The organism is Streptomyces omiyaensis (genome assembly GCF_014650895.1).
Taxonomy (GTDB): domain Bacteria; phylum Actinomycetota; class Actinomycetes; order Streptomycetales; family Streptomycetaceae; genus Streptomyces; species Streptomyces omiyaensis.
Window position 1 is genome coordinate 20,252 of the sequence record NZ_BMVV01000035.1, and the last position, 24,827, is coordinate 45,078.

Annotated in this window: 18 protein-coding genes; 17 read left to right on the forward strand and 1 reads right to left on the reverse strand. The window is 71.0% G+C overall.

What is annotated here, in order from left to right:
* The first annotated feature begins 472 nt into the window (after positions 1-472).
* From IE287_RS34320 to IE287_RS34400, 17 genes are all read left to right on the forward strand, one after another.
* The gene (locus IE287_RS34320) at positions 473-2,008 is read left to right on the forward strand and encodes a flavin-containing monooxygenase (RefSeq protein WP_189853205.1); all 1,536 of its coding nucleotides are present in this window, start codon (positions 473-475) and stop codon (positions 2,006-2,008) included.
* The gene (locus IE287_RS34325; RefSeq protein ID WP_229883920.1) at positions 2,001-2,936 is read left to right on the forward strand and encodes an alpha/beta fold hydrolase; all 936 of its coding nucleotides are present in this window, start codon (positions 2,001-2,003) and stop codon (positions 2,934-2,936) included. Before IE287_RS34320 ends, IE287_RS34325 begins: the two co-directional genes overlap by 8 nt.
* Complete coding sequence (locus IE287_RS34330; RefSeq protein ID WP_189853206.1) at positions 2,920-4,314, forward strand: flavin monoamine oxidase family protein; 1,395 nt, start codon at positions 2,920-2,922, stop codon at positions 4,312-4,314. The genes IE287_RS34325 and IE287_RS34330 overlap by 17 nt, the downstream gene beginning before the upstream one ends.
* On the forward strand, positions 4,311-5,015 hold the full coding sequence (locus IE287_RS34335) for a transporter (RefSeq protein ID WP_189853207.1): 705 nt from the start codon (positions 4,311-4,313) through the stop codon (positions 5,013-5,015). The genes IE287_RS34330 and IE287_RS34335 overlap by 4 nt, the downstream gene beginning before the upstream one ends.
* A gap of 26 nt (positions 5,016-5,041) precedes the next feature.
* Positions 5,042-6,400, forward strand: a complete 1,359-nt coding sequence (locus IE287_RS34340) for an NAD-dependent succinate-semialdehyde dehydrogenase (protein WP_189853208.1) — start codon at positions 5,042-5,044, stop codon at positions 6,398-6,400.
* Between the two features lie 29 nt (positions 6,401-6,429).
* Positions 6,430-7,545: a Zn-dependent alcohol dehydrogenase gene (locus tag IE287_RS34345; protein WP_189853209.1), complete on the forward strand. Its 1,116-nt coding sequence runs from the start codon at positions 6,430-6,432 to the stop codon at positions 7,543-7,545.
* 17 nt (positions 7,546-7,562) lie between these two features.
* A complete protein-coding gene (locus IE287_RS34350) occupies positions 7,563-8,819 on the forward strand; it encodes an aspartate aminotransferase family protein (protein ID WP_189853211.1) in 1,257 nt (418 codons plus the stop codon).
* A gap of 102 nt (positions 8,820-8,921) precedes the next feature.
* Entirely contained in the window at positions 8,922-10,478 is a 1,557-nt protein-coding gene (locus IE287_RS34355) for a long-chain-fatty-acid--CoA ligase (protein WP_189853212.1), read from the forward strand.
* A 42-nt stretch (positions 10,479-10,520) separates the two neighbouring features.
* On the forward strand, positions 10,521-12,200 hold the full coding sequence (locus tag IE287_RS34360) for a class I adenylate-forming enzyme family protein (RefSeq protein ID WP_229883921.1): 1,680 nt from the start codon (positions 10,521-10,523) through the stop codon (positions 12,198-12,200).
* A 3-nt stretch (positions 12,201-12,203) separates the two neighbouring features.
* Positions 12,204-12,980, forward strand: coding sequence for an SDR family oxidoreductase (locus tag IE287_RS34365; protein WP_189853213.1), 777 nt, complete (start codon positions 12,204-12,206; stop codon positions 12,978-12,980).
* Positions 12,981-13,008: 28 nt separating this feature from the next.
* Positions 13,009-14,247: an acyl-CoA dehydrogenase family protein gene (locus tag IE287_RS34370; RefSeq protein ID WP_189853215.1), complete on the forward strand. Its 1,239-nt coding sequence runs from the start codon at positions 13,009-13,011 to the stop codon at positions 14,245-14,247.
* Positions 14,247-15,347, forward strand: a complete 1,101-nt coding sequence (locus IE287_RS34375) for a phosphotransferase family protein (RefSeq protein ID WP_229883922.1) — start codon at positions 14,247-14,249, stop codon at positions 15,345-15,347. Before IE287_RS34370 ends, IE287_RS34375 begins: the two co-directional genes overlap by 1 nt.
* A gap of 314 nt (positions 15,348-15,661) precedes the next feature.
* On the forward strand, positions 15,662-15,895 hold the full coding sequence (locus IE287_RS34380) for a hypothetical protein (protein WP_189853218.1): 234 nt from the start codon (positions 15,662-15,664) through the stop codon (positions 15,893-15,895).
* On the forward strand, positions 15,892-17,544 hold the full coding sequence (locus IE287_RS34385; RefSeq protein WP_229883923.1) for a sodium:solute symporter family transporter: 1,653 nt from the start codon (positions 15,892-15,894) through the stop codon (positions 17,542-17,544). Before IE287_RS34380 ends, IE287_RS34385 begins: the two co-directional genes overlap by 4 nt.
* 186 nt (positions 17,545-17,730) lie before the next feature.
* Positions 17,731-18,597 (forward strand): phytanoyl-CoA dioxygenase family protein, encoded by an 867-nt coding sequence (locus IE287_RS34390; RefSeq protein WP_189853222.1) that lies wholly within the window; start codon positions 17,731-17,733, stop codon positions 18,595-18,597.
* A gap of 48 nt (positions 18,598-18,645) precedes the next feature.
* Positions 18,646-20,829: an ATP-binding SpoIIE family protein phosphatase gene (locus tag IE287_RS34395; protein WP_189853224.1), complete on the forward strand. Its 2,184-nt coding sequence runs from the start codon at positions 18,646-18,648 to the stop codon at positions 20,827-20,829.
* Between the two features lie 56 nt (positions 20,830-20,885).
* Positions 20,886-21,512, forward strand: a complete 627-nt coding sequence (locus tag IE287_RS34400) for a TetR/AcrR family transcriptional regulator (RefSeq protein WP_189853226.1) — start codon at positions 20,886-20,888, stop codon at positions 21,510-21,512.
* A 71-nt stretch (positions 21,513-21,583) separates the two neighbouring features.
* Here IE287_RS34400 and IE287_RS34405 read toward each other — a convergent pair whose 3' ends face one another.
* Positions 21,584-24,799, reverse strand: coding sequence for a bifunctional cytochrome P450/NADPH--P450 reductase (locus IE287_RS34405; protein ID WP_189853232.1), 3,216 nt, complete (start codon positions 24,797-24,799; stop codon positions 21,584-21,586).
* Positions 24,800-24,827: the final 28 nt, after the last annotated feature.

The following is a 24,827-nucleotide window of genomic DNA, read 5'->3' on the forward strand; positions in this document are numbered from 1 at the left end:
CCCGCCCGAGAAGACGCGGCCCCGTATGGGTTCCGGGTCGCCGGCCGCTTCCGCTCGGCCGCGATCGGGGGAGTGACGGCGGCGATCCCTCTCCAGCTCGATACGCCTGTGGGCCCCGCTACGCGGCGAGGTCGTGACGACAGCGGGTTTGACCTCTGCACATGACCTCGACCCCGCTGTTTAGTACCACTAAACAGCGGGAGCAAACCTCACCCCCTCGGCCTTGCTCCCGCAATGGTGCGCCAGCAAGACGCCGCTGGACGGTCGTCTCCGACCGCCCTCCCGGAAGGGCCGGGCCGCAGGCTCGACCGGGGTCTCCGCCCGAACGTCGGACACCGTACGGGCGCAACGGCCCGGTCCGCCTGTGCATCGTGCACCGAGCCCTGGCGAAGGAGGTGCCCGCTGTCGTTCTCGCAGGCGGTCGCGGCTCGCGACAGTGAGGTAACCGCCACAGGAACAGCGAGGAAACGCCATGACAGCTGAGGTGTTGGACGCCGTCGAGGAATTCGACGTGGTGATCATCGGAGCCGGAATCTCCGGGATCGGCGCGGCCACCTATTTCAGCCGGGAGCTGCCCGACAAGTCGCTCGCCGTACTGGAAGCGCGCGACGACATCGGAGGCACGTGGGACCTGTTCCGCTATCCCGGCATCCGCTCGGACTCCGACCTCCACACGTTCGGATACGCGTTCAAGCCCTGGCGCCACGAAGCCGCGATCGCCGACGCTCCCCTCATCAAGGAGTACCTCCACGAGACCGTCGAGGAGAACGGCCTGGAGCGCGTCCTCAGGCTCGGCCACCGGGTCGTCCGCGCGGAGTGGTCCACGGCGGACTCACGGTGGACCCTCACCGTCCAGACGTCGGACTCCGCCACGGGAGCGACCCGGACCAGGACGATCCACGCGGGATGGGTCTTCGCCGCCACCGGCTACTACCGGTACGACGAGGGGTTCTCCCCGGAGTTCCAGGGACGGGAGGACTTCGAGGGCCGGATCGTCCATCCGCAGCACTGGCCCGAGGGACTCGACTACAGCGGCAAGAAGGTCGTCGTCATCGGCAGCGGCGCGACCGCGATCACTCTGGTGCCGGCCATGACCACCGGGGCGGGCGCCGCCCGGCACGTGACGATGCTGCAGCGCACCCCCACCTACGTCATGGCGCTCCCCCGCGTCGACAAGGTCGCCCTGGCGCTCACGAAGCTGCTCGGGGAAGAGCGCGGGTACGCCGTGACGCGGTTCAAGAACATCTGGACCGAACACGCCGTCGTGAAGGGCCTGCGGACCTTCCCCGAGGCAGGACGGGCCTTCATCCGGCGCGAGAACGTCAAGCGCCTTCCCAAGGGGTTCGACGTCGACAAGCACTTCAACCCGCCGTACGACCCGTGGGACCAGCGGGTGTGCGTGGCACCGAACGGCGACTTCTTCGACGCGATCAAGGACGGAAGGGCCTCCGTCGTCACCGACGCCGTGGCGCGGTTCAGCAAGCGCGGCATCGTCCTGGCGTCGGGCGAGGAGTTGGAAGCCGACATCATCGTCACCGCGACGGGGCTGAACCTGCGGCTCTTCGACGGCATGCCCCTCGTGGTCGACGGGCACCAGGTCGACATCGCGGACGCGCTCTGTTACCGCGGCATGCTGCTGAGCGGGATGCCTAACTGGGCGATGGCGATCGGCTACACCACCTCGTCCTGGACGCTCAAGGTGAGCCTGATGTGCCGTTACTTCATCGATCTCGTCAGGCACATGGACGCCCGCGGATACGACACGGTGGTTCCGGTCGCGCCGCCGGGAACGGACCGCAGGCCCGTCATGGACCTCCAGGCCGGGTACGCCAAGCGCGGCGAGAAGCTCCTGCCCAAGCAGGGCCCCGAGAAGCCCTGGCGGATGGCGATGTCCTACCCCGAGGACGCCAGGGCGCTGCGCGGCCCGGTGGCCGACGAGAACCTCCGGTTCGGCGCCCGCCGGGCGGCCGCGCCGGCGTCCGGCGGGAGGCGAGCCACCCGTGCCTGAGACGAGCGCCGTCGAGAGCGCCGACCAGTACGCGACCCTGCCGTCCGGGATGACGATCTGCTTCCGGGACCACGGCGACAAGGACGACCCCGTGATGCTGCTCATCGCGGGCCTGGGCGAAGACCTCACCTTCTGGACCGACTCGTTCGTCGGCTCCCTCGTCGCCCACGGTTTCCGGGTCGTCGCGATCGACAACCGTGACGCGGGCCAGTCGACGTTCGTCGCCGCGCCCCCGCCCGGGACCTGGCGTCAGATCGCCGCGCGTCCGCGCGGCGACGCGTACACGCTGGCCGACATGGCCCAGGACGCCGTCGGCGTACTCGACCACCTCGGGATCGCGCGGGCGCACCTGGTCGGACGGTCGATGGGAGGGATGATCGCGCAGACGATCGCGGCCACCGCACCCGAGCGGGTCCTGTCGCTGGCCTCCCTCTACTCCACGACCGGGGCGCGCAAGGTCGGTCAGCCGGCCCTGTCGACGATCCGGCTCCTCGCCGCCCCGCCGGCGAGGAACAGGACCGCGGCGGTCCGTGCCCACCTGAGGCTCACCCGGCACGTCGCGGGAACGGACCACCCCATCGACGACGCGGCCGAGGCGGCCATCGCGGCGCGCGGCTGGGACCGCAGCGCCGGCGACCCGGCGGCCGGCACGGCGCGCCAGATCCAGGCCATCCAGCGCTCCGGGGACCGGACGGCCCAGCTGAGCCGGATCACCGCCCCGACGCTGGTCGTCCACGGCGCCCGGGACCCGCTGGTGCACCCGAGCGGTGGCGCCGCGACCGTCAGGGCGATCCGCTCGGCCCAGCACGTGGTCATTCCCGGCATGGGCCATCACCTCCCCGAGTCCCTCGTCGGCCCCGTCACGACCTACATCGCGCAACACGCGAACCGCGTGGGTGAAGGAGGCAGCCATGTCCGGATCTCGTGAGCCCCGCTCCGGGAACACCACGGTCGACGTCGTGGTCGTCGGTGCCGGTTTCGCCGGTCTGAGCGCGGCGGAGCGGCTGGTGAGCACGGGGCGGTCCGTCCTGGTCGTGGAAGGCCGCGACCGGGTCGGAGGCCGCTCGCTCTCCGGCGAGGTGGCCGGCGTGAAGGTCGACCTCGGAGCGACCTGGGTGGCCCGGCGCCACACCGCCGTCCGGGACCTCGCGAGCCGGGTGGGGTGCACCACCACCGACCAGTTCGCCCAGGGGCGCAACGTGCTGTGGATGGCGGGCCGGCGCCGCACCTACAGCGGCACCATTCCCAAGGTCTCCCCCGCGGCCCTGGTGGACATGGCGCGCATGCAGGCGGCGGTGAACAAGCTGGTCGCGACCGTCGACGTGGACGCGGCGTGGGAGACGCCGGGGGCCGGCCGCCTCGACGCCCTCTCGTTCGGCGAGTGGCTCGACCGGAAGAACGCGCTGCCCGGCACCCGCGCGCTGATGACCGTCATCAGCAAGGTGCAGTGGGGCTGCACCCCGGGAGACGTCTCCCTGCTGCACGCACTGCGCTACATCCGTTCGGCGGGCGGGCTCGACCACATGCTGGACGTCGAGGGCGGCCAGCAGCAGGACCGGATCGTCGAGACCACCCAGGAGATCGCCCGGCGGGTGGCGGAGCGGCTCGGCGACCGCGTGCGCCTGGAGACACCGGTGCGCCGCATCGCACAGGACGACGACGGCGTCACCGTCCGCACCGACTCCGGCGAGATCCGGGCCCGGTACGCGATCGTCACGGCCTCGCCGGCGCACCGCGCCGCCATCGCCTTCGAGCCCGCTCTGTCCGAACGGGGCGAAGGGCTCACGCGGACCTGGCGCATGGGCGTGCTGAGCAAGGCGTTCGTGGCCTACGAGAGGCCGTTCTGGAGGGCGGAGGGCTGTTCCGGTGAGGCGGTGACCGACACCGGGACCGTGTTCATCACCTTCGACGTGTCCCCCGCCCCCGGCGGACCGGGCGTCCTGATGGCCTTCTGCGATCCGCGCGTCTTCGACGGCTTCGGCCCCGGGGCCCGGCGCGACCGGGTGGTCCGGCAGCTCGCCGACCTCTACGGTCCGCGGGCGCTCGCCCCGATCGACTACGTGGACCACTGCTGGGGAGCGGAGCCCTTCGCCCCGGGCGGCCCCAATCCCGCCGTCGCCCCCTACGCGACCACGAGCTTCGGCAAGGCGCTGAGCGAGCCCCACGGGCGCGTCCACTGGGCGGGCTCCGAAACCGCCGGCGAATGGGCCGGAACCATGAACGGCGCGGTTCTGACGGGCCAGCGCACCGCCGAGAGCGTCCTCACCCTGCTGACTCGCGACGTCCGAGAGGGGGCGTCCCGATGAAGGAGACGCTGTTCCTGCTGGCCGACCTGTGGATGATCTTCGCCGGTTACTTCTACGGCTGGAGATTCATCCGCCGCTACGGCAACTACCTCCTGGGCCTCGAATGGATGGTCGTCGCCACGTCGGGCACCAACTTCCTGCTCTGGTCGCTGCTCGGGGCCAAGAGCGACAGCGTGCTGTACGACGTGGCGTACTTCTTCGACGCGTTCTCCAGGTCGGTCGGCATCACCCTCATCCTGGTCCTGGGCCTGATGAAGGTCACCCATCGCTACAAGCCGAGCCGCGGCGTCGACGTCGCCGTGTTCGGGGTCGCGATCGTCGCCGCCCTGTTCCTCCGCCCCTTCCACGGCGCGGATCTCCACGCCGACCGCGGTGCGTTCTGGGTCTCCGCGTTCTACGTCGTCGTCAACCTGCTCACGGCCGCGTTCCTCTGCTTCTTCGTCAAACGGCTCTGGAGCGCGGGCGCGAGGTGGCCGGCGGTCTGGACCGGACTGGTCACGGCCGCCGGGACCACCATCGCGGTCACGTACGACTTCTTCCCCCTGCCGTTCGACGACGTGAACCGCACGATCTTCTACACCGCCGCGCTGGCGACCTGGGGCACCCAGGGATTCGTCTACTTCCGCGCCTACCGCGCGCTGCACGACCGCGACGCGGCTCTGGACCCGTACCCGGCCCGCACGGCCGGGGCCCCCGCATGAACCCGAACCACGACGAAGGAGTCAGCATGGCGAAGAGGCACGTGTACGCGGTGGTGGACCCCGCCAGCGGCAAGCTGGTCAAGGAGTACCCCACCGCGACGGACGAGACCGTCGACGCGGCGCTCGACGCGGCGGCGGAGGCCTACGCGCAGTGGTCGAGGCAGACCTCCGTGGAACAGCGCGGCCAGCTGTTGCACGCCGTCGCCACCCTGCACGACGAGCGCAGCCGGCAGCTCGCCGAGATCATCCACCGGGAGATGGGCAAGCCGGTGGAGGAGGCCGTCGGGGAAGTCGAGTTCAGTGCCTCGATCTACCGGTACTACGCCGAGAACGCGGAGAAGTTCCTCACCGACGAGCCGATCGAGCTCCTGGAGGGAGAGGGCACCGCCTTCGTCCGCCGCCAGCCGGTCGGCGTGCTGCTTGGGATCATGCCCTGGAACTACCCGTACTACCAGGTGGCCCGGTTCGCCGCGCCCAACCTCGCGCTGGGCAACACCATCGTGCTCAAGCACGCGTCGCAGTGTCCGGAGTCGTCCGCGGCTCTCCAGCAGCTGTTCACGGACGCCGGCTTCCCCCAGGGCGCTTACGTCAACGTCCACGCCACCGGGGAGCAGATCGGCCGCGCCATCGCGGACCCCCGCGTGCAGGGCGTCTCCTTCACCGGTTCGGAGCGGGCCGGCGCGGAGGTCGCCGAGAAGGCCGGGCGCAGCCTCAAGAAGGTGGTGCTCGAACTGGGCGGCTCGGACCCGTTCATCGTGCTGTCGACCGACGACCTCGACGCCACGGTCCAGGCGGCGGTCGAGGCGCGGTTCGAGAACGCCGGGCAGGCGTGCAACGCCGGGAAGCGCTTCATCGTCGCCGATGACGTCTACGACGCCTTCCTCGCCATGTTCACCGAGAAGGTGCTCGCGCTGACCGACGGACTGGCGCCGCTCTCCTCGGTCGCCGCCGCCGAGTACGTCGAGGAGCAGGTCGGGCGAGCCGTCGCCGAGGGGGCGACCTTCGTCTCCGCACGGCAGCGCGAGGGGGCGTACTTCCCGCCCGGCGTGCTGACGGGCCTCTCCCCGGCGTCGCCGTCGGCCGCCGAGGAGCTCTTCGGCCCCGTCGCGACCGTCTACCGGGTCGCCTCCGAGGACGAGGCCGTCGAGCTGGCGAACGACACCCCGTACGGGCTTGGCTCCTACGTGTTCACGACGGACGCCGAGCAGGCGCTGCGCGTCGCCGACAGGATCGAGGCCGGCATGGTCTTCATCAACGGCGTCGGCCTCGACGGCGCGGAACTGCCTTTCGGTGGCGTCAAGTTGTCCGGCTTCGGCCGCGAGCTCGGCCGGGCGGGAATCGACGAGTTCGCCAACAAGAAGCTCATCCGCACCGCTCGGACGTGACCGCCCCACCACACGGAAGGAAGACTTTCATGACGATCGAGTTCGACGCCGCCGTCTTCAGGACGCCGAACGAACCGCTGACCATCGAGCGAGTGACGATCCCCTCGGCGCCTCCGCCCGGCGAGGTGCTCGTGCGGCTCCGGGCGAGCGGGGTGTGCCACAGCGACCTCCACGTCCTCCTGGGCGAATGGGAGGTTCCTACGCCGATGATCCTCGGCCATGAGGGAGCCGGGATCGTCGAGAGCGTCGGCGAGGGCGTCACGACGCTCAAGAAGGGCGACCACGTCGTGCTGTCCTGGACGCCCTCGTGTCGCCGCTGCCGCTACTGCATCAGCGGCAGGCCCGTCCTCTGCGACATGGTCAGACAGCACTCGGCGAACCACCTGTCGTTCGACGGCCGGTCCCGGATCACGTCCGCCGACGGGGGCGCCGTGCTCAGCTTCGCGGGCCTCGGAACGTTCGGCGAGTACGCCCTCGTGCCCGAGTCGGGTGCGATCGCCGTCCGGGACGACGCCCCGTTCCCGCAGGCGGCTCTGGTCGGATGCGCCGTCACGACCGGTGTCGGCGCGGCCGTCAACACCGCCAAGGTGCGGCCGAGCGACACCGTGCTGGTCCTCGGCTGCGGCGGCGTCGGCCTGAACGCGATCCAGGGGGCCCGGCTCGCCGGCGCGCGGAGGATCATCGCCGCGGACATCTCCGACGAGAAGCTGGAGCAGGCGCGCGTCTTCGGTGCGACCGACCTGATCAACAACGGTCGCGAGGACTTCGCGGACCGGGTGCGACAGCTCACCGACGGACGCGGTGTGGAGATCGCCATCGAGGCCATCGGGCTGCCCCGCACCATCGAGGCGGCCTACGAGGTCCTGGCCCGGGGCGGCACGGCGGTGGTCGCCGGGCAGGTGGCGGACGGCCTGAAGGTCTCCATCGACCCCTTCGTCATGTCCGATCAGGAGCTCTCGCTCATCGGCTCGAACTACGGCTCCAGCAAGCCTGCTTCCGACTTCCCGCTGCTGATCGACCACTACATGAACGACCGCATCGATCTCGACTCCCTGGTGACGAGCGTGATCGGTCTGCAGGACGTCAACGAGGCGTTCGACCGGATGAAGCGCGGCATCGGCATCCGCTCGGTGATCACGTACTGAAAGGCAGGGGCGATCTCATGGCCCTGGAATCATCCCGCTCGGCCTTCGAGCGAGCCCGCCGCAGCGTCGGCGGGGGTGTGGGATCGGGCCTGCGCGCCGCGATGCCACCCCATCCGCTCTTCGTGCGCGAGGCGCGGGGCGCACACGTCTGGGACCTGGACGGCGACCGGTACGTCGACTACGTGATGGCCTGGGGGCCGCTCGTCCTCGGTCACGGTGACCCGCGCGTGCTGTCAGCGGTGTCCGAGGTCGCGACGAGGATGCAGGTCGTCGGCACCGGCCACCCGCTGGAGTACCTCGCGGCGGAAGCGGTCCTCGAAGCCGTGCCGCACGGCGAGCGGCTGCTGTGGAGCAACACGGGGACCGAGGCGGTGCAGGTGGCGCTGCGCCTCGCGCGCGCCGCCACCGGACGGCGCCGCGTCCTCAAGTTCGCCAAGAGCTACCACGGCTGGCACGACACCGTGTACGCCGGGATGGCCGAGGACGACTGCGATCGCCCCGCCACCCCCGGTGGGGCGGGACAGTCGGCCAGCGTCCTCGACGACCTGGTCGTGGCGCGCTTCAACGACGTGCGGCTGGCCGAACGTCTGCTGGGCGAGGCCGTCGAGCGCGACATCGCGGCCGTGCTCGTCGACCCGGTGATGAGCAACGCGGGCGTCGAAGCGCCCTCGCCGCAGTTCCTGTCGACACTGCGGACCCTCTGCGACCGGCACGGCGTCGTCCTCGTCTTCGACGAGGTGATCGCCGGGTTCCGGATCGCCCGGGGAGGGGCGGCCGAGAAGTACGGCGTCCTTCCCGACCTGTCCGTCTTCGGGAAGGCGATGGCCGGCGGCTTCACCCAGAGCGCCGTCGTCGGCCGGTCCGATCTGATCGACCAGGTGACCTCCGGTGTCGTGCACGCCGGAACCTTCAACGCCAACCCGATCGCGCTGGCGGCCGTCACGGCGACGATGCGCGTCCTGGCCGATCACGCGGTCTACGAGCAACTCGAAGGGGTTTCCTCCGAGTTCGAAGCCCTCGTCGGCGCCGTTCTCGGTTCGTCGCCCGACTTCGGCAGCTTCAACCGGGTCGGCTCGCTCCTCCAGTACGTCCCCGCCGGTGGCGCGACGGGGCTGCACGGAACGAGCGGGCTCTGGGCGGTGATCCTCGAAGGGATGCTGCGGCAGGGCTTCCTTTTCATGCCGTCCGGCAAGGTCTTCCTCAGCACGGCGCACACCACCGCCGACGTCGAGGCGACGGCCGAGGCCCTCGACCGGCTCCTGCGGACGCTGTGACGTCCGCGTCGAGCCACGCGTAAACCCCCACCCGCTCCGGGCCAGGCCGCGTGTTCTGTTCCTCCGCGGCCTGGCTCGGCCCACCTTCCCGGAAATGACACCATGCTGAACCTCTCGGTCCTGCTCGAGGACTCCGCCCGCACGCACCCGGACCGGGACGCGGTCGTCCTCGGCACGACGCGTCTCACCTACGCCCAGATCGACGCCGCCGCCAGCCAGGTCGCCAACCTCCTGGTGGACCGAGGCGTCTGGCCCGGCGACAAGGTCGCGCTCAGTTGTCCGAACGTGCCCTGGTTCCCGATCGTCTACTACGGGATCCTCAAGGCCGGCGCCGTCGTCGTACCGCTCAACGTCCTGCTCAAGGGCCGGGAGGTCGCCTACCACCTCGCCGACTCGGGGGCTAAGGCGTACTTCTGCTTCGAGGGCGGCGAGGGCCTGCCGATGGGTGCGGAGGGCCACGCCGGGTTCGCCGGGACCCCGGGCTGCGAGCACTTCTTCCTCATCACCGCCGATCCCGCGGCGGAGAGCCCGATCGAGGGCGTCGAGACCATGGGCGCCGCGCTGCGGGGCACCGCGGCGACGTTCGACAGCATCGGGACGTCGGGGGACGACCCGGCCGTGCTGCTCTACACGAGCGGTACGACCGGGCAGGCGAAGGGCGCCGAACTCAGCCACGCCAACCTGGTACTCAACGCCCTCGCGGTCAACCAGCTGTTGGAGAACCGGCCGGCGCTGGACACCCATCTGGTCGTGCTGCCGCTGTTCCACTCCTTCGGCGCGACCGTGCAGTTGAACGCCGGCTTCTCGACGGCGAGCACGCTGGTGCTGCTGCCGCGGTTCGACGCCCGGCAGGCGGTGTCCCTGATGCAGCGGGAGGACATCACCGTCTTCGCGGGTGTCCCCACCATGTGGTGGGGCCTGTTGCAGGCGCTCACCGAGGACGTCGACGTCGAGAGGATCGCGAGGAACCTGCGCGTCGGCGTCTCCGGCGGCGCCGCGCTCCCCGCGGAACTCATCAAGCAGGTCGGGGAGCGACTGGGCGTCCAGGTCCTGGAGGGCTACGGCCTCTCCGAGACCTCGCCGGTGGTGACCTTCAGCGATCCGGCGCGGGAGCCCCGTCCCGGGTCGATCGGCGTGCCGGTCTGGGGCGTCGAGGTCAAGCTCGTCAACGCGGACTGGTCGGAGGTCGAGGACGACGGCACGGGCAGCGCCGTCGGGGAGATCGCGGTCAAGGGACACAACGTGATGAAGGGCTACCACGGCCGCCCCGAGGCCACCGCCGAAGCCCTCAGGGACGGCTGGTTCCGCACCGGCGACCTGGCCCGCAGGGACAAGGACGGCTTCTACTACATCGTCGACCGGGCGAAGGACCTGATCATCCGCGGTGGCTTCAACGTGTACCCGCGCGAGATCGAGGAGGTCCTGATGACGCACCCGGCGGTCAGCCTGGCCGCGGTCGTCGGCGTGCCGCACGAGAGCCACGGTGAGGAGGTCAAGGCGTTCGTCATCCTCGACCGCGGCGCCGAGGCCCGTCCCGACGAGCTGGTCGCCTGGGGCAAGGAGCAGATGGCCGCCTACAAGTACCCGCGCATCGTGGAGGTCGTGCAGACCCTGCCGATGACGTCCACCGGAAAGATCCTCAAGCGCGAACTCACGTGACCGGCGCGCCGAGCGCGTGGACGCGGATGGGAAGGACAGCAGATGACAGTGGATGACGGCGGGCGGCGGGACACGTCCCCCGACGGGTCCGGTACGGGGCCGGACACGACACCCGGCTCGCTCGTGGCCGCCTGGAAGGCTCGCGTGGCGAAGAACCCGGACGGGATCGCGCTGCGCTACTTCGACGGCGTCCTGTCGGCGCGCGAGGTGGACGCGGCGTCGGACGCCCTGGCCGCCGCGTTCGAGGCCCGCGGAACCGGCCGGGGCGACCGCGTCGGGGTGTACCTGCAGAACGTTCCGCAGTACGCGCTGGTGCTGCTGGCCCTGTGGAAGCTGGGGGCCACGGCCCTGGGACTCAACCCGATGTACCGGGGCCGGGAACTCCGCCGGATCATCGAGGACTCCGGGGCGGTCGGCGTCGTCTGCGCGGACGAGGACGTCCACGAGACGCTCGGCACACTGGCGGGGAGTTCGGTGCGGTGGCTGATCAGCACGTCGGCGCTGGACTGCCAGTCGAAGAACGACCCACGGGTCTTCGCGACGACGGAACGCCACGCCCCGGCCCCGGACGGCGACCTGGTGGCCCTGATCGGCGAGTTCGCGGGCCGCGGCCCCTCGCCCGTGGAACCGACCCGCGACGACGTCGCGTTCCTGACGTACACCTCGGGAACGACGGGCCCGCCGAAGGGCGCCATGAACACCCACGGCAACGTCCTGGGCGTGGTGGCGACCTGCGCGTCGTGGATGGGCGTGGGCGACGGGGACGTCGTGCTCGCCATGGCCCCGCTGTTCCACATCACCGGCGCCGTGGTCAACGCGACGATCTCCCTGCTCACCGACACCACCCTCGTCCTGGCGGGCCGCTTCCACCCCGAGGTCGTCCTGGAGGCGTTCGCCGAGCACCAGGTGACCTACACGATCGGCTCCATCACCGCGTACAACGCGATCTACGAGCTGCCGCAGGCCGGACCGGAGCACTTCGCGACGGCCAAGGCCCTGTACTCCGGGGGCGCGCCGATCCCGCCGGCAACCGTCGAGCGGTTCCGGGAGCGGTTCGGCGTCTACCTCCACAACGGCTACGGGATGACCGAGACGACGTCCGCCGTCATCGCCGTGCCGCCGGGTGAGCGGGCGCCGGTGCACCTGCCGAGCGGGACGCTGTCCGTCGGCAAGCCGCTGCCGCACCTCACCGCGCGCGTCGTCGACCTGCACGGCGATCCAGTGCCCTGCGGTCAGCAGGGTGAGCTGGAGCTGAGCGGGCCGCAGGTGGTGCCCGGGTACTGGGGCAAGCCCGAGGCCACCCGTCGGGCGATGCCGGAGGGCCGGCTGCGTACCGGTGATGTCGCGGTGATCGACGAGGAGGGCTGGGTCTACCTGGTGGACCGGCTCAAGGACCAGATCAACGTGTCCGGGTACAAGGTCTGGCCGCGCGAGGTCGAGGACGCGCTGTACGAGCATCCGTCGGTCCTGGAGGCCGCGGTCGTCGGGCAGCCGGACGCGTACCGCGGTGAGACCGTCGTCGCCTACGTCTCGCTCAAGGCGGGTCTGAACGCCACGGCGGAGGAACTGATCGCCTTCTCCCGCGAGCGGCTGGCCGCCTACAAGTGCCCCCGCACGGTCCATTTCCTGTCCGACCTGCCCAAGACCCAGAGCGGCAAGATCCGGCGCGCCGAACTCCGCGACGTGGACGGCACCGGGCCGGATTCTCCTTCGAAGGACTGATCCATGAGCAAGAACCACACCGGCCGATTCTCGGGACGCACCGCCGTCATCACCGGGGCGAGCCGGGGCATCGGTCTCGCCGTCGCCGAACGGCTCGTCACCGAAGGGGCGCGCGTGTGTCTGACCGCGCGGAAGGCCGGTCCCCTCGAAGAGGCGGCGGCCTCCCTCCCCCCGGGCAGCGTCGTCACCGTCGCCGGCAGGGCGGACGATCCCGACCACCGCCGCGAGGTCCTGGACACCGTCGCGCGCGAGTTCGGCGGGCTCGACGTCCTCGTGAACAACGCGGGCATCAACCCTGCCTACGGCCCCGTCGTCGGCCTGGAGCTCGATGTCGCCCGCAAGGTCCTGGAGGTCAACGTCCTCGCCACCCTCGCCTGGGTGCAGGACGCGGTGGCCCACCCGAAGCTCGGTTTCACCGAACGTCGGGGCGCCGTCGTGAACCTCTCCTCCGTCACCGGCGACACCCCGTCACCCGGCATCGGGCTCTACGGCGTGAGCAAGGCGGCGGTGTCCCACCTGACCCGGACCCTGGCCGCCGAACTCGGCCCGGAGATCCGCGTCAACGCCGTGGCCCCCGCCGTGGTGAAAACCCGGTTCGCCGAAGCCCTGTACGAGGGCAAGGAGGCCGAGGTGGCCGCCGACTACCCGCTGCGCCGCCTGGGCGAGCCGTCGGACGTCGCCTCCGCCGTGGCCTTCCTGGCCTCGCAGGACGCCTCCTGGGTCACCGGCCACGTCCTGACCGTCGACGGCGGCCTCGCGGTCGCCGGCGGGACCGCGTAACGACCGCGCCACCCCCGAAAGGATTGCCATGACTTTCCCTCCTCTTCCGCCCGAGGTGGCGGAACTCGCGGAGCGCACGCGCCGGTTCATCCGCGAGACCGTCGTCGACGCCGAACCCGCCCCCGGCGGACGTCTCGACCAGGCCACCCGCGACCGGCTCCAGGCCGCCGCGAAGGAGGCCGGTGTCTTCGCGCCGCTCGTCCCGAAGGAGTACGGCGGGCAGGGACTGCCCATCGAGCACTGGTCGCCGGTCCTCCAGGAGGCCGGATACTCGCCGATCGGCCCCAGCGTGCTCAACTGCATGGCCCCCGACGAGGGCAACATGCACATGCTCCACCTCATCGCCACCGAGGAGCAGAAGAAGCGGTACCTCGTGCCTCTGGCGGCCGGCGACGTCCGGTCCTGCTTCGGCATGACCGAGCCCCACCCCGGAGCGGGATCCGACCCGGCCGCGCTGCGGACCACCGCCGTACGCGCCGCCGGCGGCTGGATCATCGACGGCCACAAGCGGTTCACCAGTGGTGCCGTGGGCGCGGCGTTCTGCATCGTGATGGCACGGACGCCGGCGGTCGACGGGGCTCCCGAGGGGGCCACCATGTTCCTCGTCGACATGACGAACCCCGGGATCCGGATCGGCGAGGCGATCCACACCGTCGACCGCGCCATCGACGGCGGCCACCCGCACCTGTACCTGGAGGACTGCTTCGTCCCCGACGACGCGGTCCTCGGCGAGGTCGGACTCGGCTTCCGGTACGCGCAGGTGCGGCTCGGGCCCGCGCGGCTCACGCACTGCATGCGGTGGCTGGGACTGGCCCGGCGGGCGCACGACATCGCGCTGGACCGGGCCGCGAAACGGGAGCTGTTCGGCGGTCCGATCGACTCGCTCGGCCTGGCCCAGCACCTGATCGCCGAGTCCGTCATCGACATCGAGACCTCCGACGCGATCATCACCAAGACCGCCACCCTGCTGCACGACGACCCGAAGGCGGGCTCGGCGATGTCCTCGGTCGCCAAGGTCCACTGCTCCGAGGCGATCTACCGGGTGATCGACCGCGCCGTCCAGATCTGCGGCGGCGACGGCGTCTCCGACGGGCTCCCGCTCGCCCAGTACCTCAACGAGGTCCGCCCGTTCCGCATCTACGACGGCTCCAACGAGACCCACCGGTGGGCCATCGCCCGCCGCGCCTCGGCCGGCCGGCGGGCCGCCGTCCAGGCCGGTGAGCGATACCGGGGCGACGCCGTCGTCGGCCGGGACGGGGGCGCGTGATGCACACCGTCCCCGACGGCGTGGAGGTCGTCGCGAGCCGCGAGCGGGCCCGTCATCTCGACAGCCCCCCGCTCCTGGTCCTCGACGCGGTCGCCGGCTTCCTCGACGCGCACGGCATCGGCAGCGGTCCGCTCGCCTGGCAGCGCATCGGCGACGGCCAGTCCAACGTCACCTACCTGATCGAACGCGGCCGCGAGTCCGTCGTCCTGCGCCGCGGCCCGCGCCCGCCGCTGCCGAAGTCGACGCACGACATGGTCCGTGAAGCCCGCGTCCAGAAGATCCTCCACGGGCACGGGGTCCCGGTGCCGGAGATCCTCGCCGTCTGCGAGGACGAGGCCGTCCTGGGCGTGCCGTTCTACCTCATGTCCCGGCTCGACGGCACGGTCGTCACCGACACCATCCCGCCCCACCTCTCCCCCGCCGACCAGCGCCGGCTGACCAGCGAAGCGGTCGTCGACACCCTCGTCGCCCTGCACGGCATCGATGTCACCGAAGGGGAACTCGCCTCCCTGGGCCGCCCCGAGGGGTACCTGCGTCGGCAGGTCGAGCGGTTCCGCGGCCTGTGGGAGGTCAACACCACCCGCGGCCTGCCCGCGGTGGAGCGCATCGCGGACTGGCTCGCCCAGAACCTGCCGACGAGCCAGTCGGCGTCGGTGGTGCACGGCGACTACCGCATGGGCAACCTGATGTTCGCCCCGCGGGCCCCGGCCGAGGTCCTCGCGATCCTCGACTGGGAGATGGCCACGCTCGGCGACCCGCTCGCGGACCTGGGGTACCTCACCGCCACCTGGTCCGAGGCCGGCAGCCCTGCCACCCCGCTCGAACTCACCAAGGTGACCCGTTCACCCGGCTACCTCACCCAGCGCCAACTGACAGAGCGCTACCAGCGCCGCACAGACCTCGATCTCACCCCGCTCCCCTGGTACCAGGCCCTCGCCCTCTGGAAGGCGGCGATCTTCTGCGAGGCCATCCACACCCGCTGGCTGCGCGGCGAGCGCCCCCACGACACCACCTTCGGACCGTCGCTCGAAACAGGCGTCCCCCGGCTCCTGGAGCGGGCCGGGCACTACGCCGGCCTGACCGCGACCAGCCGCCGCTGACGCCCGACGCCGCGGTGCGAGGCGCTTCACCAGTCTCACCGCGGCCGGGCCGTCGTGCTCTGACGTCACGCCGAGGCCGCCGTTCGCCGTGGAGCCGGCGCGACCTCCTCCGCGGACGCCGCGCCACCGTCGAACCCCGGCGGTCACAGGCATGGCTTCCGACCGGTACGGAGCACGGCTGCCCGGCTCCCCCGCCCGTCCTCGACGGCTGCGACCGTCCCCCGCCCCCTCGCACCGAGTCCGTCTTCCCTGTCCTTCCAGAGAGAGGTCCCGTGCCCTCCGATTCCTCCCGGCATTCCCCCCGTGACACACGGATGCTGGTCACCGTCAACGCGCTGCCGCTCGCCGTCGGCGTCCTGCTCTCCTGCTCCACGACTCTCGGAGAGATCTCCGTGTACGGCCGTCTCACCCTCGCCATCACGTGGGCATTCACCCAGCTGGTCGTCCTCGTCGGCGGGACCTGGTGGTACGAGAACCGGGCCGTGTCCTCCTTCGAACCGGCCTCGGCGACGACTACCGCCTCCCGTCCGGCCGGGGGCGCGTGGTGACGACGCACCTCCTGAGCGTCGGCGCGCCCGATCTCATCGGCACCGCCGCGAGGGGCGCGGTCATCAGCGCCTTCCTCGTCTTCATCGGCCTCTGCCTGCTGTGGGTCTTCACGCTCGCCACGCAGGACGACGACCCGGAACGCCTCTACGTCGCCGGCCGGTCCCTCCCGCCCGTCTTCAACGGCGTCGCGATGGCGGGAGAACAGATCACGGTCGTCATCCTGGTCTCGCTGCCGGGAGCGATCGCCCTCTTCGGCTACGACGGAGTCTCGACCGCCGTCGACAGCGCCCTCGCACTCGGCGTCTTCCTGCTCCTCGCCCCCAGGATTCGCGCGACCCGCCGCTACACCCTGGGCGAACTGTTCTCCCTGCGCGCCGAGGGGCCGGGAGTACGGATCGCGGGTGCCGTGGTGACGCTGTGCATCGCCGTGCCCCTGCTCATGGTGCAACTACGGGCCGGCGGCATCACCACCGCCCTTCTCATCGGCATGCCGAGCGAGCGGGCCCAGGTGGTGTGCACGGTGCTGATGGGATTCCTGGTCACGTGCTTCGCAGGGGTGGCCGATCTGCGCGGCACCAGTTTCGTGCAGGTCGCCAAAGTGCCCGTGGCCCTGGTGACGCTCGCCGCGGTGACCGTGCTGGCGCTCCGCTTCTTCGACTGGAGTCCCGGATCCCTGCTGTCGGCCGCCCTGGACAAGAGCGTGTCACCGGGCGGATACCTCAGCCCAGGACTGTGGGAGCACTCCGCCGGAGGCGGACCGCTCGGCACGCTCAGTGACCACATCGTCGTCATCCTCGGAACCGCGATGATGCCCCACCTGCTCCTGCGCGTCAGTGCCGGCCGGGACGTGCCCGCCGCCCGGCGCTCACTGAGCGTCGCCGTCGGGCTGACCGGCCTCTTCTACCTGCTGCTGATCACGACCGGCTTCGCCGCGGCCGCGGTGGTGGGCAGCGGCCGGATCGGGGCGGTCGACGCGAAGGGGCAGGGAGCCCCCATCCTCCTGGCGTCGGAGGTCCTCCCCCACCACTCCACCGGCCGGGTCGTGCTCATCACCCTCGTGGCCTGTGTCGCCTTCCTCGCCGTGCTCACGGCCGTGGCGAGCGTGACCTTCGCCGCCGCCGTCTCCGTGACCCGCGACCTGCCCGGACGGAAGGGCCGTGCCCGGATCGGGATCGGAGAGCCGGCGGTCCTGCGGCTGGCCGTCGTCGCGCTCTGCGTCGCGAGCCTTCTCCTCACCACCGCCGTACACCGCTATCCCATCGAGTTCCTCCTCGCCTTCTCGCTGGGCCTCGCGGCCACATGTGTGTTCCCCGCGGTCGTCTACTCCTTCTTCTGGACCGGCTTCAACCGCCGCGGACTGCTGTGGCTCGTCTACGGAGGGCTGTCCCTGTGCACCCTCCTGACCCTCGCCTCCCCCGCTGTGTCCGGGACGAGATACGCGCTGCTGCCGGAGCAGGACTTCAACCTGTTCCCGCTCCACACCCCCGGCCTGATCTCCGTACCGGCGGCCTTCCTCCTCGGATGGCTCGGCAGCACGCGCCCCTGGGAGCGGACCACACACCGCCGGCACACGGCGCCGGGTCCCGCTTCCGCCCGTAGCGCCCCCGCAGCTCGCGTCGACTCCGGCAAGGACGCCGTGAGCGGATAGCTCCGCCGTGCCCGCGACCGGACGGTGCATCGTGCACCGGGCAGGGGCGAAGCAGGTGCCCGCTGTCGTTCTCGCCTGCGGTACCGGCTGGCGACAGTGAGACGACCACCACAGGAACAACGCGGAAACGCCTGACCACCGAGCCCGCCTGATCAACCGCGCTTCGGATCGAGGAAGAGGACACGCATGACGACCCAGAAGAAGACCCAGGCGCTGACGTCCGTGGCGAACGACACGCCTGCAAAGGAGATCCTCGAGATCGTGACGCGTGACGGCGGCGTCATGATCGAGGGCTTCCTGACGCAGGAGCAGATCGTCCGCTTCAACGCCGAGATCGAGCAGCCGCTGCGGGCGCTCGCCCCGGGGTCCCTCCACGAGGACGAGATCGTGGCCGCGTTCCACGGCAGCAACACCAAGCGCCTCACGAACCTGGTGACGCACAGCGCCACGTTCCGCAGCGAGGTCGTCGACCATCCCCTGGTCCACGAGATCAGCGACCTGGTCTTCCTCCAGGAGTCGGGCACGTACTGGATGACCACCGCCCAGGTGATCGAGATCGGCCCCGGCAACAAGGCGCAGATGCTCCACCGTGACCTGGAGAACTGGTTCCCGTTCATCGGCATGGGGCCCGGCGGGCCGGAAGTCACCATCAACTTCCTGGTCGCCCTGACCGACTTCACGGAGGAGAACGGCGCCACCCGCGTCATCCCCGGAAGCAACCACTGGAGCGACTTCGAGGACCGCGGGACGCCCGAGCAGACGATCCCCGCCGTCATGAACGCCGGGGACGTCCTTCTCTTCAGCGGCAAGACCGCGCACGGCGGTGGGGCGAACCGGACCGGCCACGAGTACCGGCGTGGCCTCGCCTTCGCGTTCAACGCGGGCTTCCTCACCGGTGAGGAGGCGTACCCCTTCCTGGTCGACAGGGAGCTCGCCAAGACGCTCTCGCCGCGCGTCCAGCGCATGCTCGGCTTCCGCTCCCAGTACCCCACGGGCTCTCCCGGCCTGTGGCAGGTCGACTACGCCGACCTGGGCGACCACCTCGGCCTCTGAGAGCCGGGTCGATCAGAGGCCGCCACAGCCGTCCGAGGAGCGCACGCCATGGCTTTCCCGTACATTCGCACTATGGGAACCGAGGTCGATGCGTTCCTTGGTCAGCTGGCCCGCCGCCTCAGACCGCAGGTGAAGAAGCTGGCCGGCCTGCTGCTCCAACGCCTGAACGGCGAGCTCCCCGAGCTGTGGGAGAACGCAGACATCGAGGCCTTGACCCTGGAGGAGACGGCCCAGCACGTCACCGCCCTGCTGGACCTCCTGGAGGCCCGCCCCGGCGCGAGCGCGCCGGAAGCTCCTCCGGCCGCCTTGGACATCGCCCGCCTCTACGCCCGGCGGGGGATCCCGGTGAGCCGGCTCCTCCGTGCCTACCGGCTCGACCACCTCAGCCTGCTCGAACAGCTGCAGGCCGAAGCTCCCCGCCTCACCGACGACTGGCACATGATCAACCAGGCCACGATGAGGCTGGTCGCGATCGGTTTCGACTACGTGGACCGTTCCTCGGAACAGGTCGTCGCCGCCTACCAGGAGGAACGCGACCGTCTGCTGCAGCGTCGGCTCGCCCTCACCGACAGGGCGAGCAAGCGGATCGGAACCACGCTCGACATCTCCCGCACCGCGGAGGAGCTGACGGAGGTCTGCACCGAGGACTTCGCCGACCTCGTCACCGTCGACCTCTTCGACTCCGCACTCGACGAGACCGGCACCGGTCCGCCGGAGGCCCTGACGCAGCGCCGCGTCGCCCAGCGCTCCGTCCTCGACGGCTGTCCGGAGTCCCCGCTCCGCGTCGGTGGGACCCACACCTACCCCGACGACTCGGAACCGGTTCGCGCGCTGACCACCGGACGGTCCGTCCTGCACCACATCACGGGCACCGAGATGCCCACGTGGGTGGCGCCGTCGGAGTCCCACGGCCGGGTGCTGCGCGGCCTCGGGCTTCACTCCGTGCTCCTCGTGCCTCTGCACGCCCGCGGGGAGATCCTCGGCCTGGTGCAGTTCGTACGCCATCGCACCTCGGCCCCCTTCGACGACGACGACCTCCTGCTGGCGCAGGAGATCGCCTCCAGGGCGGCGGTGTCCATCGACAACGCCCGCCGGTACACCCACGAGCGTTCCACCGCGCTCGCCCTCCAGCGGGCCCTGCTGCCGCGGAACACGGTGGAACACGCGGCCGTCGAAACCGCCTCGCGTTACCTGCCCGCCGGGTCCCGCGCCGGCGTGGGCGGCGACTGGTACGACGTCATTCCCCTGTCGGGGGCCCGCGTCGCGCTGGTCGTCGGCGACGTGGTCGGTCACGGTCTGCACGCCGCCGCCACCATGGGCCGGCTCCGCACGGCCGTCCGCGCCTTCGCCGACATCGACCTCATGCCCGACGAACTCCTCACCCATCTGGACGACGTGGTCATCCGCATGCAGCGCGAGGAGTCGGCGGACGAGGGCGAGACCAGTGCCACCTGCCTGTACGCGGTCTACGACCCCGTCTCGCGCAGGTGCTCGCTGGCCAGTGCCGGCCATGTCCCGCCGACCGTGGTGACCCCCTCGAAGATCAGCGGGGCCTTGCCGGAGGTACCGATCGGACCGCCTCTCGGCCTGGGTGGACTCCCCTTCGAAACCGCGGAGTTCGAGCTGCCGGAGGACAGCCTGCTGGTCCTGCACACCGACGGGCTGATCGCCGGCCGCGCGCGTGACGTGGACCGAGGACTCGCCACACTGCACGACGTCCTCACCTCGGCGCCGGACTCGCTGGAGGAGATCTGCGACCGACTCCTGGACGCAGTGCTGCCCGGCCGCCCCGCCGACGACGTCGCCCTGCTCGTCGCCCGGACCCATGCCCTCGACCCGGACCACGTGGCCACGATGGACCTCCCGTCCGATCCGGCGGCCGTGTCCGGGGCCCGACGCTTCGCCTCCGACGTCCTGACGGCCTGGGGGGTGGAGGAGCTTTCCTTCACCACGGAGCTGGTCGTCAGCGAACTGGTCACGAACGCGATCCGCTACGGCAAGAGCCCCGTCCAGCTGCGGCTGATCCTCCAGTCGACGCTCACCTGCGAGGTCTCCGACGCCAGCAGCACCGCCCCGCATCTGCGCCGCGCCCGGATCTTCGACGAAGGCGGCCGCGGCCTGCTCCTCGTGGCCCAGTGCGCGGACCGCTGGGGGACGCGACACGGTCGCGAGGGAAAGGTCATCTGGGCCGAGCAGGCCCTTCCGTGGACAACGCGTCGACCGCCGAAGTGACGTGACGCCTGGTCCGGGCCGACTTGATCGATCGACTAAGTCGATATAGTGGACGTATGGCTCATGTTTCCGCGGCGGAGCGCCGCCCTCAGTTGATCAAGGCGGCCATCGACCTCATGACCCGGGAGGGCGTCGCCGCGGGGAGCACCCGCGCCATCGCCGCGGAGCTCGGTGTCGCGCAGGCCACCGTCCACTACACCTTCGGTACGAAGGAGGACCTGTACCGAGCCGTCATGGACCAGATCACCGACGAGCTGGTCGCGCAGGTGCGGCGGGCGGCGCCGGAGGACGCGGGCTTCGAGGAGACCTTCAGCGCCCTGGCGGGGGCCCTGTGGGGCACCGTGCGCGAGCCGACGTCGCACCACCAGCTGCTCAGCGAGCTGACCATGTTCGCCCTGCGCGTACCCGGCCTCGACGAGGCCCGGCAGAGCCACTACCGGCGGGTCATAGAGGTGACCGCCCAGGTGATCGCGGAGACGGCCGGGAGGACGGGTCAGGAACTGGCCGAGTCCCCGGAGACGGTGGCCCGGTTCTTCCTCTCCGGCTTCGACGGACTCACCATGCAGGTCCTCCAGTGCCTGCCGGACGAGGCCACCGAGCGGACGGGGCTGAGGGCGCTCGTGGGCGCGACCGTGGCGCTGGCCAAGGGGGCCCTCGACCTGCCTGACGTACCGATGGCCTGACACGACGCGAGAACGGTTGTGGGCGCACCTTTCCAGGTGCGCCCACAACCGTTTCTTCCTCCTTGCGAGAATCAGCCGGCCCAGACGTCCTCGACGTAGCGTCCGGACCCGACGAGCGCGGCGAGCCACGCCTCGGCCCGCTCGTCGCTCTCACCGGTGCGCTCGCGGTAGATCGCCATGAACGCCTCCCGTACGGCGGGTGCCATGCGACGGCCGTCGCCGCAGATGTAGACGCGCCCACCGGCTTCCAGGACCGACCACACCTCCTCGCTCTCGCGGGCGATGCGCTCCTGGACGAAACGGGCGCCGTTCTCGGGCGCGTGCATGAAGGTGGGACGCATGCTGACGGCGCCGGCGGCCTCCGCCTCCTCGAACTCCTCCCGGTGCAGGAAGTCCACGTCCGGGTGGTCGCAGCCGAAGTAGCAGAGCAGGGTGCCGGTCGAGCCCGCGTGGTGGCGGTCCAGGACGGCTCCGCGGAAGGGCGCGAGGCCGGTGCCCGCGCTGACCAGGATCACCGGCACGGAGGTGTCCTCGGGGAGGCGGAAGGACTCGCTGCACGGCAGGACCCGGGCCTGGATCACGTCGCCCGCGTTCACGGTCTGCAGGAAGTGCGAGGCGATGCCCCGGAAGGTGCCCTCGCCCGACCGGTGGGGCGCTGCGAGCAGCGACACCATCAGGTCGGCCTCGCCGGGCCGGGCCGCGGCGGACGACGAGATCGAGTAGTGCCGGGGGCGCAGGACCGGGAGCAGTTCCAGGAAGCGCTCGAAGGGCAGCTCGCACGCGCGGTAGCGCTCCAGGAGGTCCAGGACGCCGAGGCCCGCGACGGTCACCTGCTCCCGGAAGGTCTCGGGATCGGCGGTGGCGAAGGCGGTGAGCGGCTGCTTCTCGGGCGGGCAGTCGGTGTGCTCGGCGAGCACCGCGACCTGCTCCCGGGTGGCCGCGTCCTGGAGCTCGACGAAGTCGGTGAGCAGGCGGCGCAAGGTCAGCGGCCGGTCCACGGGCAGGGCGCCCCGGCTCCGGCGGCGGGCGCGCAGCCGGACGGTGCGGTCCAGGTCGAGGCCGAAGCGGTCGGCGACGCGCCGGACGAGGTCCTCGGGGTTGCCGGGCAGGACGGCCAGGTGGTCGGCGGTGCGGTAGGTGACGCCCTCGGGCAGCCGGAGCCTCAGGAACCGCTTGGAGCGGCCCAGCTCGTGGTCGGTGTCGACGAGTTCGTACGCTTCGAGGACCTCCATCGGCTGGACGCCGTGGCGCTCGGCGAGACCACCGAGGACCGACTCCGAGGTGTCCTCCAGCTCGTACAGTCCCTCCCCGTCCGCCACGGGTGCGGGGGCGGCCGCTTCACCGGCGACCGCCTCGCCGTACTCCTCCAGGAGCGCCTTCCACAGGTCTTCCGTCCACTGGTCGACCGCTCCGCCGAAGTCGCCGGAGGCGTCGGCGCTGCCGCGCTCCAGGAGCGGGACGGCGCCGGCGGCGGTCAGGCGCTCGTCGATCAGGGTGGGGATCCGCTGGTACGTGGCGGCCCAGTTGCGGTCGCCGACACCGAGGACGGCGTACCGCAGCCCGGTGAGCGAGCCGGGGGCGAGGTTCTCCAAGGAGGCGACGAACTCGGCGGCGTCGTCGGTCGGGCGGCCGTTGTAGGAAGCGGCGATGATGACGACGGGGCCCTTGGAGCCGGCCAACCTCTCCGTGTACTGGTCGAGGGAGGCGACGGTCGGGGCGAAGCCGTGCTCCTCGCCGTCCGTGCCGAGGTCGCGGGCGATGCCGGCGCAGGTGCCGAGGTTGGAACCGTGGAGCAGCGTCAGCGCGGTGCCGCTCGCCCGGCGCGTCACGGCCGCGGTCCGGCCCGCGGCGGGGACCGCCGCCGCGGCGGCGGGCAGGCGTCGTTCGTCGCTGGTGCGGCGGGCGAGCCTCAGGCTGAACCCGTCGGGCTTGATGGTGAGGGTCGACTTGATCTTCATCTGGTAGTCGGTGTGGTCGATCAGGCGGTAGCGGTGCACCAGCAGGCCGAGCAGCAGGGTGGCCTCGTGCAGCGCGAACTGCCGTCCGATGCAGGCCCGTTCGCCGTTGCCGAACGGCTTGAAGGCGTGGACCGAGCGGGCCGCCTCCCGCTCGGGCGTGAAGCGCTCGGGATCGAACAGCTCGACGTTCTCCCCCCAGGCCGCGTCGCGGTGCAGGGCCGAGGCGATCACCATCAGCGACTCGCCCTTGCGCACGGGGTACTTGCCGCCGATGACGGTGTCCTCGATCGGCTCGACGGCGTACGCGGGCGCCGTCGGCCACAGCCGCAGGCTCTCGTTGAGCACCTGGCGGATGTACGCGAGCTTGCCGATGTCGCCGTACTGGGGATCCGGGGACTCGGTGTCTCCCCACAGGGCGTCCACCTCGGCCTGGGCCCGGGCGAGCACCTCCGGATGCTTGGTCAGGTAGTACAGCGCGAAGGAGAGCGCACTGCTCGTGGTCTCGTGGCCGGCGATCAGGAAGGTGATCACCTGGTGCCGGATGTTGACGTCGTCCAGGAGCTCGCCGGTGACGGGGTCCTTCGTGTGCAGCATCAGCCCCATCAGATCGTCCGTGCTGGTGTCGCCGGAGGCGCGGCGCTCCCTGATCACGTCGTCGACGAGCTCCGTCATCAGGTCGATGTCCGCGCGGAACTGCTCGACCTTCTTCCTCTTGAACAGTTCGGAGCCCGGGATGGACTCGCCCTTCTCCTGGGCGAAGACGAGGGCCCGGGACATCGCCTCGACGAACGGGTGCAGGTCGTCGCGGCGGAAGGACTCGAAGTCGTAGCCGAAGCCGCACAGGCCGATCGTGTCGAAGGTCAGCCGGGTCATCTCGTCGGGCACGTCCACCGACTGCACCCCGGCCAGCCGGTCCCACTTGCCGATCAGCGACCGGGCGACCTGGAGCATGGGGGCGTGGTAGCTGCGCATCGAGCCGAGTGAGAACGCGGGCATCAGGATGTCGTGGGCCTTGCGCCAGTTCGGCTCGTGGTTGTAGGCGGTGAACAGACCGTCCCCGGCCAGGGCCCGGACCTCGACCAGGTCGGCGTGGACGTGCTTGCGGAAGCGGGTCTCGTCCGACAGCTCGGTCACGAGGTCCAGACCGCCGACCATGACGGTGTCCCTCCCGAAGAGCCGCAGCCGGTACACGGGCCCGAATTCCCTGAACTCCTTCAGCAGGTAGGCCAGGAAGTCCGCGCCCGCCGGAACGTTGAACGCGTGGCCTACGAGGGGCAGCGGGGGGCGCTCGGGGATCGCCCGCGCCGCGCCTACGGACACCTGAGTCATGAGCGTGCCTTTCGTTGCACTCCAGCAG